This is a genomic window from Mycobacterium sp. IS-1742, assembly GCF_001500125.1.
Classification (GTDB): Bacteria; Actinomycetota; Actinomycetes; order Mycobacteriales; family Mycobacteriaceae; genus Mycobacterium.
In genome coordinates this window covers 20,156-31,642 of the sequence record NZ_LQIV01000028.1, presented here as the reverse complement: position 1 = coordinate 31,642, position 11,487 = coordinate 20,156, and the positions used below count along the sequence as shown (strand labels likewise).

9 protein-coding genes and 1 tRNA gene are annotated in these 11,487 nt (G+C 70.0%); 5 read left to right on the top strand and 5 right to left on the bottom strand.

What is annotated here, in order from left to right; genetic code table 11:
• From AU196_RS17320 to AU196_RS17310, 3 genes are all read right to left on the bottom strand, one after another.
• Nucleotides 1-1,298: PP2C family protein-serine/threonine phosphatase (locus AU196_RS17320; RefSeq protein ID WP_059096319.1), on the bottom strand; the 1,298-nt coding region annotated here is incomplete at its 3' end.
• A 22-nt stretch (nt 1,299-1,320) separates the two neighbouring features.
• The gene (locus AU196_RS17315) at nt 1,321-1,785 is read right to left on the bottom strand and encodes an FHA domain-containing protein FhaB/FipA (protein WP_011557448.1); all 465 of its coding nucleotides are present in this window, start codon (nt 1,783-1,785) and stop codon (nt 1,321-1,323) included.
• 143 nt (nt 1,786-1,928) lie between these two features.
• On the bottom strand, nt 1,929-3,311 hold the full coding sequence (locus tag AU196_RS17310) for an FHA domain-containing protein (RefSeq protein ID WP_059096318.1): 1,383 nt from the start codon (nt 3,309-3,311) through the stop codon (nt 1,929-1,931).
• Between the two features lie 232 nt (nt 3,312-3,543).
• On the opposite strand from AU196_RS17310, the gene AU196_RS17305 reads away from it, so the two are divergent.
• Together AU196_RS17305 and AU196_RS17300 are read left to right on the top strand one after the other, a co-directional pair.
• Nucleotides 3,544-3,626 (top strand) — tRNA-Leu (locus AU196_RS17305).
• 451 nt (nt 3,627-4,077) lie between these two features.
• Entirely contained in the window at nt 4,078-5,346 is a 1,269-nt protein-coding gene (locus tag AU196_RS17300) for an HNH endonuclease signature motif containing protein (RefSeq protein WP_059096317.1), read from the top strand.
• A 39-nt stretch (nt 5,347-5,385) separates the two neighbouring features.
• Here the strand turns inward: AU196_RS17300 and AU196_RS17295 are convergent, their stop codons facing one another.
• Complete coding sequence (locus AU196_RS17295) at nt 5,386-6,957, bottom strand: protein kinase family protein (protein ID WP_197415823.1); 1,572 nt, start codon at nt 6,955-6,957, stop codon at nt 5,386-5,388.
• Between the two features lie 144 nt (nt 6,958-7,101).
• On the opposite strand from AU196_RS17295, the gene AU196_RS17290 reads away from it, so the two are divergent.
• Entirely contained in the window at nt 7,102-7,551 is a 450-nt protein-coding gene (locus AU196_RS17290; protein ID WP_197415822.1) for a hypothetical protein, read from the top strand.
• Between the two features lie 50 nt (nt 7,552-7,601).
• On the opposite strand, the gene AU196_RS17285 is transcribed toward AU196_RS17290, so the two are convergent.
• A complete protein-coding gene (locus AU196_RS17285; RefSeq protein WP_059096316.1) occupies nt 7,602-8,177 on the bottom strand; it encodes a TetR/AcrR family transcriptional regulator in 576 nt (191 codons plus the stop codon).
• A gap of 73 nt (nt 8,178-8,250) precedes the next feature.
• Here AU196_RS17285 and AU196_RS17280 point away from each other — a divergent pair, with 73 nt between their 5' ends.
• Together AU196_RS17280 and AU196_RS17275 are read left to right on the top strand one after the other, a co-directional pair.
• On the top strand, nt 8,251-9,258 hold the full coding sequence (locus AU196_RS17280; protein ID WP_059096315.1) for an NAD-dependent epimerase/dehydratase family protein: 1,008 nt from the start codon (nt 8,251-8,253) through the stop codon (nt 9,256-9,258).
• Nucleotides 9,258-11,477 carry an acyl-CoA dehydrogenase family protein gene (locus tag AU196_RS17275; protein WP_059096314.1) on the top strand — a complete coding sequence of 740 codons (2,220 nt, stop codon included), beginning with the start codon at nt 9,258-9,260 and terminating at the stop codon, nt 11,475-11,477. The genes AU196_RS17280 and AU196_RS17275 overlap by 1 nt, the downstream gene beginning before the upstream one ends.
• Nucleotides 11,478-11,487: the final 10 nt, after the last annotated feature.

The window sequence follows — 11,487 nt, the reverse complement described above, 5'->3', positions numbered from 1 at the left end:
GGCGGGGTGCGGCGGGTGGTCGTCGGCGGCTTGGTCGGGCAGATCGGCAGGACCGAACTGCGCGCGAGCTCCTCGATCTGGGCGATCGCCTCGTCGAGGGAACCGCCGGGCAGGCCCGCGATCACCTGGGCGCGTTCGGATTCGCGCATGTCTCGCACGTCGAGCAACTGGCACCCGCGGTTGTCGCCGGACTGGCCCGCGCTGATCAGGGACAGTTCGTTGCGGGCGTTGAGGCAGCCGAGCAGGTACGGCTCCTGCAGCGAGTATCCGAGAAACGAGCCGTCGACACCGCGCATGATCGACACGGTGCCCTCGTGGGCCGTCACGTAGTAGTTGCTGCGCACGATCTCCCGGCCGATCGCCAGACCGGCCAGCACCACCAGGACCAGCAGCGTGGCCGCGATGATCATGCGGCGCTTGGACCGCGGCTTCTTGACGGGCTCTTCCGGCTGCGCCACAACGCGTTTCGGCGCGTTGCGTTTGGGGTTGAACGCCGACGCGCGGCCGGCGGCGGTGTTCGGCGGCGGTTGATCGTCGTCACCGCTCACCGCGCCGGCCAGGATCGGCGCCGTCTGCCCGTAGTCGTAGTCCACCACGTCGGCGACGACGACGGTGACGTTGTCGGGTCCACCGCCGCGCAACGCCAACTCGATGAGCCGATCGGCGCTCTCGGCGACGTCCGAGATCTGCAGCGCTTCGGCGATGGTGTCGTGGCTGACCGGATCCGACAGCCCGTCGGAGCACAGCAGATAGCGGTCACCGGCGCGGGCCTCGCGCATGATCAGCGTCGGCTCGACCTCGTGTCCGGTGAGCGCCCGCATGATCAGCGAGCGCTGCGGGTGGCTGTGCGCCTCTTCGGCGGTGATGCGGCCTTCGTCGACCAGCGTCTGGACGAACGTGTCGTCCTTGGTGATCTGGGTCAGCTCGCCGTCGCGCATGAGGTAGCCGCGCGAGTCGCCGATGTGCACCAGGCCAAGGCGGTTGCCCGCGAAGAGGATCGCGGTGAGCGTGGTGCCCATGCCCTCGAGTTCCGGGTCGGCCTCGACGTGGGCGGCGATCGCCGAGTTGCCTTCTCGCACCGCGTTGTCGAGCTTGCTGAGCAGGTCCCCGCCGGGCTCGTCGTCGTCGAGGTGGGCCAGCGCGGCGATCACGAGTTGCGAGGCGACCTCACCCGCGGCGTGGCCCCCCATGCCGTCGGCCAGCGCCAGTAGGCGGGCACCGGCGTAGACCGAGTCCTCGTTGTTGGCGCGGACCAGGCCGCGGTCGCTGCGCGCGGCGTATCGCAGAACGAGGGTCATACTGCTCCTCGCGTGCGCGGCGTCACGGGCGCAGCTCGATCACCGTCTTGCCGATCCGGACCGGCGTGCCCATCGGAACCCTTACCGCAGTCGTCACCTTCGCCCTGTCAAGGTATGTGCCGTTGGTCGATCCTAGGTCCTCGACATACCACTCCGACCCTCGTGGCGAGAGCCGGGCGTGCCGGGTGGACGCGTAGTCGTCGGTGAGCACGAGCGTGGAGTCGTCGGCCCGCCCGATCAGCACCGGCTGCGATCCGAGGGTGATCCGGGTTCCGGTGAGCGCGCCCTCGGTGACCACGAGTTGGCGGGCGACGCTGCGCTGCCGGTTCGGCAGCAGCGAGCCGCGCAGCGCCAGCCCGCGGCGCACCATGACCGCGCCGGTCGGTGCGTAGATGTCCGTGCGCAGGATGCGCAGCACCGACCAGATGAACAGCCACAGCAGCAGCAGGAAGCCGACACGCGTCAGCTGCAGCACCAACCCCTGCATCTGACGTCCTCTCCGTACTGTTCACCGCACGCCGGTACAACCGTCGGTCGCGCCTGCTGGCAACGTCACGATACTTGGGGTGGCGATCGGGGCGAAGACGAAGCCGACAGCTTGACCTGAACGTGACCGGGCGCGCCGTGTGCTCAGTGCACGCGGACGATGATCTCGGAGTGGCCCAGACGGATGACGTCGCCGTCGGCGAGCTGCCATTCCTGGACGGGCGCGTTGTTGACGGTGGTGCCGTTCGTGGAGTTCAGATCGGACAGCAGGGCGACCTGACCGTCCCACCGGATCTCCAGATGGCGGCGGGACACACCGGTGTCCGGCAGGCGGAACTGGGCGTCCTGACCGCGGCCGATGACGTTGGCACCCTCGCGCAGCTGGTACGTGCGGCCGCTGCCGTCGTCGAGCTGAAGGGTCACCGTGGCGCCACCGGCGCTCGGCGCGTAGTCGGCCTGGCCGTAGCCACCGCCGTACCCGCCTGCGCCCTGGCCGTAGTCGTAGTCGCGCCCGGCGGGCTCGCCGTATCCGGGGTCGCCGTAACCACCACCGGCCGGCTCGGCATAGCCGCGGCCGTAGTCCTGCCCGTAGTCCTGACGGCCGCCGGCCGGCGCACCGTAGCCGCCACCGTAGCCGCCCTGGTCCTGGTAGCCACCCTGATCGGGGTATCCGGGACGCCCGTAACCGCCGTCCTCGTGGCGGCCGGGGCCGCGGCCGTAGTCATAGTCCGCGCCGGGTGCGCCGTAGCCGGGCTGGCCACCCGCGGGGGGCGGGTATCCGCCCGGACCCTGCCGGTAGCCCTGGTCGTAGCCGCCGCCGGGGGGCGGGCCGTAGCCGCCCGGTCCGCGCTGCTCGTAGCCGCCGCCGTAGCCGCCCTGGTCCTGGTAGCCGCCGCGGTCGGGGTAGCCGCCCTGATCGGGATAGCCGCCGCGGGGCGGGTAACCGCCCTGCTCGGGCTGGTAGGGGGCCCGGGGCTCCTGGCCGCGCGGTTCCTCCTGCGGACGGCCGTAGCCGTCGTCGTAGTACTCGTCGCCGGGCCGTCCCTGTCCCTGGCCGCCGCCGCGGTACGTCGGGTTGTCGCTCATCGGTGGTACTCCTGATTCTGCGGGGAACGCGTGGTCTCGGTGTGCTGGGGCGGGTTCGCCGGTGGTCGAGTCGGGGTTGACCGCACCACGAGCGCGGAACTGTCCAGTGTGCAGATTCGGTGCCTGTTCGAACTTGACGACCACATCACCATACGTTTGCCACCCCTGCTCACGGATGTATCCCTCCAGATGCTTGGCGAAAGTGGTCGCGGTCAGGCCAGGATCAGCGCTTACCTTCTTATGGTCGGGCACACTGAGGGTAATTACGTATTCATTGGGTGCCAAAATGCGGCCGCGGCCGAGGGGGCGGATTCCGGACTCCGCCTCGCGCCGGAGGAGCGCCTCGACCTCCTGCGGCATGATGGATCCGCCGAACACGCGGGCGAACGCGTCGCCGACGGTCGATTCGAGCTTGCGCTCGATGCGGTCCACCAGACCCATGTCACCGCCCGCCTCGCTCGTCGTCGTCGCTGCTCACGCAGTCGGACCGCCGCGTGTCGGCTGGTCCGGATTCTTCCTGCATGGTATCTACCCATGTTCGGCCGATGGGACCAACGAAACTCTGAGAATCACATCGGAGCAGGTCAGTGCGCCGTCGATCACATGGCGTGGGGGCGTCTGCTGCGGTTTTGGGGGCGGCCCGACGCGGGTGATAGGCTCCTGCGGTCGTTACGGGCGAGTGGCGGAATGGCAGACGCGCTGGCTTCAGGTGCCAGTGTCCTTCGGGACGTGGGGGTTCAAGTCCCCCTTCGCCCACAGTGTGATGAGTCGGGTCATGGGTTACACATGAGTCGGGTCATCGGTTACGGATTACCCCGGCCTTTGGCCGGGGTTTTCTGTTTGTTGGGCCAGTAGTTGCGGTCGGGGTCGATGTGGTGGCCGGCGATGAGCTGGTGGCCTGTTTTGCTGATGACAGTGACGGTTTGGTTGGCCACGAGTATGAGCACTGGTGTGTCGGCGGGCCTTCGACATGAACCACGACTGTCACCTATGACGCGACTCATCGACGGCCATCGCAGGTGTAACCCATGACCCGACTCATGTGTCACCTATGTCGTGACTTCACACACCCCTTCGCCCACGATTGTTCTCTGTGTAGCTGATGGCGGGATGTCGATGCCCGGACGGATAGCCGTCGGAAAACCTTGTAGCCGTTCATAACCAGCGGGACGCCACGCTTGTCGGACCCCTCTGCTTGTATGGGGTCATGTCCTCGGTCGCGACGTCCTATGGCGCGGATACGCGCTCGGCGGATCGTCTCGATGCGCTCTTCGAGGAAATCGGCGAGCTGATGGGTCAGCGCAACGCCATCGATGGGCGCCTGGTGGAGATCGCCGCCGAGATCGAACACGACGAACTGGCGGGCATGACCGGTGCGCGCTCGATCGCGGCGTTGATGGCCTGGAAGACCGGGTCCTCGCCGCGCAACGGCAAGACCATCGCCGCCATCGCCCACCACATCACCGACTTCCCCCACTGCGTGCAGGCCCTACGCGAAGGCCGGCTGTCGTTGGACCAGGTCGGGGTGATCGCCGAAAGCGCCGGACCCGGATCCGATGAGCACTACGCACAGTTGGCCGCCAGCGCCTCGGTCACCCAACTGCGCACCGCCATCAAACTCGAACCCCAACCGGAACCCGACGCCGAGCCTGAAAACGAGCCCAAACCCGCGGCTGAGCCGCCGCAGCCGTCGATCAGCAAGACCTCCGATGAGCAGTACACCTACTGGCGCATCGCCCTACCCCATGTCGAGGCGGCGATGTTCGACGCCGCCCTACAGTCCCACCACGATGCGTTGGTCGCGCAGTGGAAACGCGACCACGGTGACAGTCCAGCCGAGGGCCGGCCGCCGCTGCCCACCACCATCGACGCGTTCCTGGCGCTGGTCGACGCCGGCTGGGACGCCGAAGCCACCCGCCGCCCGCACGGGCAGCGCACCACCGTGGTCCTGCATCTCGACATCAACGACCGCATCGCCGCCTTGCATCTGGGACCGTTGCTGTCGGATGCCGACCGGCAGTACCTGACCTGTGACGCCACCTGCGAGGTGTGGTTCGAACGCGACGGCCAGCCAATCGGCGCCGGGCGCACCACCCGGCTGATCAACCGCCAACTGCGCCGCGCCCTCGAGCACCGCGACCGCACCTGCGTCGTGCCGGGTTGTGGGGCCACCCGCGGGTTGCACGCCCACCACCTCCAACACTGGGAAGACGGCGGGCCCACCGACCTGGACAACCTCGTGCTGCTATGCCCCTACCATCACCGGCTGCACCACCGCGGCGTAATCACCATCACCGGACCCGCATCGGAGCTCACCGTCACCGACGGCACCGGCCGAGCACTGCACAACGGCTCCCTCGCGCGCCCACCCAATCGGCCCCCGCCCACCGTGCCGGCCTACCGCGGGCCATCCGGCGAACGCGCCGACTGGTGGTGGTACACCCCATACGAGCCCCCACCACCCACCACCAATTAGCGCCGGGGGGGGGCGATGGTCAGACCCCGCAGCTGCCGATCACGCCGGCGGTGCGGGCGGTAGCAGCGTGATCTCGGAGATGGCGCCCTGGCTGTTCCCGTCGGTCTGACCCAGGGTGCTCACCCAGACCAGCACATGCTTGACCGGTTCGCGGCTACGTACCGCAATGGTGTTGCGGCCGGGCTGCATTGGCGTGGGTGCGCTGATCTCGCGGGTGTCACCGAGCGCGGATGGGGTCTGGCTGGCCGCCGACCGAACCTGGACGACCGTACCGGTGCTACCGAGGTCCACGGTGACCGATCCGAGCGTCGTCGGCGCCGGCAACTCGAGCATCAGACCGAGCCCCTCCTTGAACTTCGGGAACGGGTCGGCGTCGTAGTACCGGTCCGTTGACCAGGCCGTGGACGCGTCACCGTCGATCACCCGTCCCGCATCGTCGGGATTGTCGGGCCTGCCGTCGGTCGAGAACACCTCGGCTTTGACCGGCTTGACCGGCGCATCCGCGGCGGCTGCCTTGGTCGTTTCCTCCGGCGCCTTCGGCACCGGAGCAACCGGGGTCGGATCGTTCTGCAGCCCAAGCTGATCGGGGTCCATGGCCGCGGACTCTTGGGGTGCCTGCAACATCTCGTTGACGTTCGAGCCCAGCATCACCACGCCCACAGTGACGACGGCCGCGGCAGCGCCGATGGTCGCCCGCAGGATGCCCTTGCGCGCCTCCTGCTTCTGGTCCTCCGGACCGAAGTTGCGGAACGCCGCATAGACGCCGGGCGGCGGTGGCTCCAGCGGCGGCAGCACGCGGATGTCGGCGTCGTCGGCGCGGCCGTCACGCGCCGCCTGTCGCAGCATCGTCGACAGGGTCGCGGCGCTGGTGATCCCGGGTTCGGGGCGGACCAGCCCGGCGGCCGTCGTCGACACCAGGAACGGCGTACCCGGCCGCAGCTGCGCGAGCTCGACCGGCTGGCCCGCCGAATCGCGCTGCAGCGCAGCGAATCCCGGAGTAGCGACATCGCCGGGCCAGCACTTCGCGAGCAGCGCGTACAGGCAGGCCCCGATACCGCGCAGGTCACGCTGCGGCGTCCCGTCGGCGAGGGTCGCAGGGAATGCCAGCACGGCGTGGCCCTCGGAACTGACTCGAATCCGCGCCGGATGGTCGAGGCTGAGGTGCATCCCGGCGCGGTGTGCCGTCTCGGCGGCCATGGCGAGCGTCTCCAGCGCCGCTGCGGCGGCGACCGGCGATGGGTCGGTGTCGGCCACTTCACGCAGGCTGCCGCCGGCCACCCAGTCGGCCACGACCACACCGCACTGCCCGGTGTGGAAGACGTCGAGGATGGTCGCGATCCCGGGTGCGTCGACCCCGCGCAGTCGAACGGTGAGCGATAGGATTTCGTTGACCCACTCGACGGGAAGCGTCGAGTGGGGATCCACCAGCGTCAACGCGACCGCACGACCGGCGGCCACGTCGACGGCCTGCCAGAATTCGAGCACCCCGGAGATGCCGTGGCACACCAGTAGCCGGTAGCGCCCGGCGACCGCGCTGCCGGGCACCTGGCTGGCCGTGAGTTCGGCAGGGCGTCCGATCGCGGGGATCGGTTGCGTCGGCCAGTCAGTCACTCTCGCGTACTCCATCAGTTCCACGCCGCCTCTACTCACCGGGGCACGTAACCGCAGTGCGTCGGGATTAAACGGTGGGCCGCGAACGAATCCGTCACGAACGGGGGTGGTTTGAAGATCAAAAACCACGGCAATGGCTTAGACATGCGAAACAACAAGCGAAACACAGTGAGTAAGGTCGCTGCCCCGGCGTTGTTCGCAGGCGTTGCCGCGAGTGCCATCGCGCTGGCTCCCGCCGCATTCGGAACCACCGGGAACTTCGTCGCCGAGCCCCCGCCGTGCGTGGCCGCCGACGGCACCGCGTGCGCCGCGATCCCGGTTGGCCCGGGCGGCGTCGCGAGTCCCGAGGGCGCCGCGGGCGTGATCCCGGGTGGCCCGGGCGGTGTCGCCGGTCCTGAGGGTGCCAGCGGTGCGATCCCCGGTGGCCCGGCCGGTACGGCAGGCCCCGAAGGCGCGAGCGGTTCCATCCCCGGCGGACCGAGCGGGACCGCGGGCCCCGGCGGCGTGACCGCGGCGATCCCCGGTGGGCCCAGCGGTTCGGCGGGCCCCGGCGGCGTCGAAGGATGTATCCCCGGCGTGGGCTGCATCGGATAGCCCTGTCAGACAGCAGATGAGGGGCCGGGTCGGCGACGACCCGGCCCCTTTCAGCTCACCAGGTGCTCGACGATCAACCGGGCGGTCCGCTGCGCGCGGGCCTTCGAATACGAACAACCTTCGCGCTGAATCGCATACACCACGCCGCCCACGATCGCCTCGGCCGCGGGCTCCGCGGTGGGCGCGTCCACCCCGGCCGCCAGCAACCGGTCACGCACCGACGCGTGCAGCGGGTCGCCCAACCCCGCGCGGAGACGTGCCGCGGTGTCCTCGTGCTCCATCGACGCGACGGTGAGGATCCGCAGCATCGCGTTGCCACGCGGGCTGGTCAGCGTCGCAGCCAGCTTCCCGATCCACGTGACCACATCGGCCACCAGGTCGCCACTGTCCCGTACCGGCAGCAGTATTTCGTGGGCATCCTCGAGCAGGACGTCGGCGACCAGGGCGGGCCGACTAGGCCACCAGCGGTAGATCGTCTGCTTGCCCACCCCGGCCCGGGCTGCCACCGCCTCGATGCTCAGCCCTTCGAACCCTCGCTCCAACAGCAGTTCACGCGTCGCGGCGACGATCGCGACGCGCGACTTCTCGCTGCGCCGCCGTGGCGCAGCGGTCAGCCGGTCGGGCATTGCGGGCTGGGACATCGCCCCGTAGTCTGCCACAGACGAGACGAACCGTCTCGTCTCGAACGCTTGGAGACCCGTGGGAAAGAAGCTCGTCATCGGAGCCAGCGGTTTCCTGGGCTCTCACGTCACGCGCCGGTTGGTGGACCGTGGCGACGACGTGCGGGTGTTTCTCCGCCACACCAGCGCCACCCGTGGCATCGACGGACTCCCGGTCGAACGGCACTACGGCGACATCTTCGACGACGATGCCGTGCGCGCCGCGGTGGCGGGTTGTGACGTCGTCTACTACTGCGTGGTCGACGCGCGCGCCTGGCTGCAGGATCCCGCCCCGCTGTGGCGTACCAATGTCGAGGGGCTGCGCCGAGTGCTGGACATCGTCGCCGCCGCCGACCTGCACCGGTTCGTGTTCACCAGCTCGATCGCCACGATCGGCCGCACGGACACCGGTCTGGCCACCGAGGAGCTCTCACACAACTGGCTCGACCGCGCGGGCGAATACGTCCGGACCCGCGTCGCCGCCGAGAATCTCGTGCTGCGGTACCACCGCGAACGGGCCGTGCCCGCTGTGGCGATGTGCGTGTCCAACACCTACGGCGCCGGCGACTGGCTGCCGACGCCTCACGGCGGACTCGTCGCCGCAGCGGTGCGCGGCAAGCTGCCGTTCTACATCGACGGCGCCCAGGCCGAGGTGGTCGGGGTGCGCGACGCCGCCGAGGCGCTGGTGCTCGCGGGGGAGCGCGGACGGCCGGGGGAGCGCTACATCGTCTCCGAGAGTTTCATGACCGCCCGCGAGATCTATCGAACCGCCTGCGCCGCGGTCGATGTGACGCCGCCGGGCCGCGGCGTCCCGATCGGTGTGCTGGCCGCGGCGGCCGTGCCCAGCGCGTGGCTCGCCCGCCTGCGTCGCCGCGACACCCGGCTGACTCCGCTGACCATCCGACTCATGCACATCATGTCGCCGATGGACCATGCGAAGGCCGAACGCGAACTCGGCTGGCGCCCGGCGCCCACGGCGGAGGCGCTGGCCGAGGCCGCGGAATTCTTCGTGGGCACCCGTCGCGAACCCGCCGAGGACCGCCGCTGATGCCGATCGCCCTCACGCCCGAACAACGCGCGCTGTCCGACGCCGTCCGCGAGTTCGCGGCGCGCCACGCACCGGTCGAGAAGACGCGAGAGGCGTTCGGCGACCTGGCCGCAGGCACCGTCCCGACCTGGTGGGATGACCTGGTGGCGGCGGGATTTCACGCGGTGCACCTGCCGGACCACCTCGGCGGACAGGGCGGCGACCTGGTCGACACCGCCTGTGTGATCGAAGCGGCCGCACAGGCCCTGCTGCCCGGCCCGCTGCTCTCGACGGTCGGCGCGGGCGCCGTCGGTCTCCTCGCCGACACCGGCGCGGCATCCGAGTCGCTGTTGCGCGACCTCGCCGGCGGCGCGACCGCCGCCGTCGTCCTGCCCGCCACCGGAGCGCTGCAGGCCGTGGCGACATCCGACGGGTGGCAGGTCACCGGCGTCTCGCCGGTGGTTCTCGGGCTGGGCGCAGCACGGCTGGTACTGGCCGCCGCGCACACCGGGGACGGCGGTCTGCTGTGGTTCGTCGCCGCCACCGACGACCTGGCCACCGAATACGAGCGGGGGACCGACCTCACCACCGACGCGGCACGCGTCCGGTTCGACGGACATCGCGTTCCGACCGCCGATCGGCTCACCGGGATCGACGCCGATCGGGCCCGAAGCGTCGTCGCGGCGCTGACGTCGTGCGCGGCGGCGGGCGCCATCCGGTGGTGCGTCGATGCCGTCACCGACCATCTGCGCACCCGCGAACAATTCGGGAAACCGATCGGCGCCTTCCAGGCGCTGCAGCACCGCGCCGCGGACCTGCTGATCAGCAGTGAACTGGCCACCGCCGCCGCATGGGACGCGGTGAGGTCGGCGGACGAATCAGGCGAACAGCATGCGATCGCCGCCGCGACCGCGGTGCTGATGGCCGCCTCACCCGCACCCGAACTGGTCCTCGACACCCTGACGATGTTCGGGGCCATCGGGTTCACCTGGGAGCACGACCTGCACCTCTACTGGCGGCGGGCGACGGCGCTGGCCGCCTCCCTCGGCCCGGCCACCCGGTGGAGACGACGGCTCGGCGAGCTCACCCGCACCACCGCCAGGGATGTCACCGTGCGCCTGGGTGACGCCGACCCCGGGTTCCGGGCGCGTGTCCGCGACGTCCTCGACCGCGCGAAGAGCCTGCCCAACGACGGTCCGCGGGCACAGGGGGACTACGACCAGTTCGCGTCGGGTGCGCAGCGCACCGCCATCGCGGAGGCCGGGCTGGTGGCCCCGCACTATCCGGCGCCGTGGGGACTGGACGCCACACCACTGCAGCAGCTGATCGTCGACGAGGAGTTCGCGGCCCGACCGGACCTCGTGCGGCCGTCGCTCGGCATCGCCGAATGGATCGTCCCGTCGTTGATCAGCGCCGCGGATCCGGCGGTCCGCGAACGGCTCATCCCACCGACCCTGCGCGGCGAGCTGGCCTGGTGCCAGCTGTTCAGCGAGCCGTCGGCCGGATCCGACCTCGCGTCGCTGACCACCCGCGCGGTCAAGGTCGACGGCGGCTGGAAGGTCAACGGCCACAAAATCTGGACGTCGTCGGCGCACCACGCGCACTTCGGCGCGCTGCTGGCGCGCACCGATCCCGACGCCCGTAAGCACCGCGGTATCGGCTACTTCATCGTCGACATGGGCACCGAAGGCGTCGAGGTGCAGCCGATCCGGCAGGCCACCGGGGATGCGCACTTCAACGAGGTGTTCCTGACCGACGTGTTCGTCCCCGACGAGATGCTGCTGGGCGAACCCACCGGCGGGTGGGGTCTGGCGATCGCCACGATGGCCCAGGAGCGCGTGGCCATCGGCAATTACGTCCACAACGATCGCGCCGTGGCGCTGCGCGTCATGGCCCGCACGCCCGGACCCGACCAGGACGCGGCGCTGATGACGCTCGGCGAGATCGACGCGTACTCCGGGTCCATCAAGGCGCTCGGTGTGCGCGAGACACTGCGCCTGCTCGACGGCCAGCATGCCGGTCCGGCGTCGAGCATCGCCAAGGTGGCCACCGCGGCGATGCTGCGCCGCACGTTCGAAGCCACCCTCCAGTTGACCGGGGAGACCGCGCTCGTGGAGGACACCGAACCCCCGGTGGTGCAGCCGTACCTGCACCTGCCCGCCGAACTCGTCGGCGGCGGCACCCGGGAGATCCAGCTCAACATCATCGCGCAGATGGTGATGGGCCTGCCGCGCGCATGACGCTGATGAG

What these genes read in the sequence shown, in the direction of transcription:
- AU196_RS17315 (WP_011557448.1), bottom strand. Translation starts at nt 1,785, where the DNA reads ATGCAGGGGTTGGTGCTGCAGCTGACGCGTGTCGGCTTCCTGCTGCTG.
- AU196_RS17310 (WP_059096318.1), bottom strand. Translation starts at nt 3,311, where the DNA reads ATGGGTCTGGTGGACCGCATCGAGCGCAAGCTCGAATCGACCGTCGGC.
- AU196_RS17300 (WP_059096317.1), top strand. Translation starts at nt 4,078, where the DNA reads ATGTCCTCGGTCGCGACGTCCTATGGCGCGGATACGCGCTCGGCGGAT.
- AU196_RS17290 (WP_197415822.1), top strand. Translation starts at nt 7,102, where the DNA reads ATGCGAAACAACAAGCGAAACACAGTGAGTAAGGTCGCTGCCCCGGCG.
- AU196_RS17285 (WP_059096316.1), bottom strand. Translation starts at nt 8,177, where the DNA reads ATGCCCGACCGGCTGACCGCTGCGCCACGGCGGCGCAGCGAGAAGTCG.
- AU196_RS17275 (WP_059096314.1), top strand. Translation starts at nt 9,258, where the DNA reads ATGCCGATCGCCCTCACGCCCGAACAACGCGCGCTGTCCGACGCCGTC.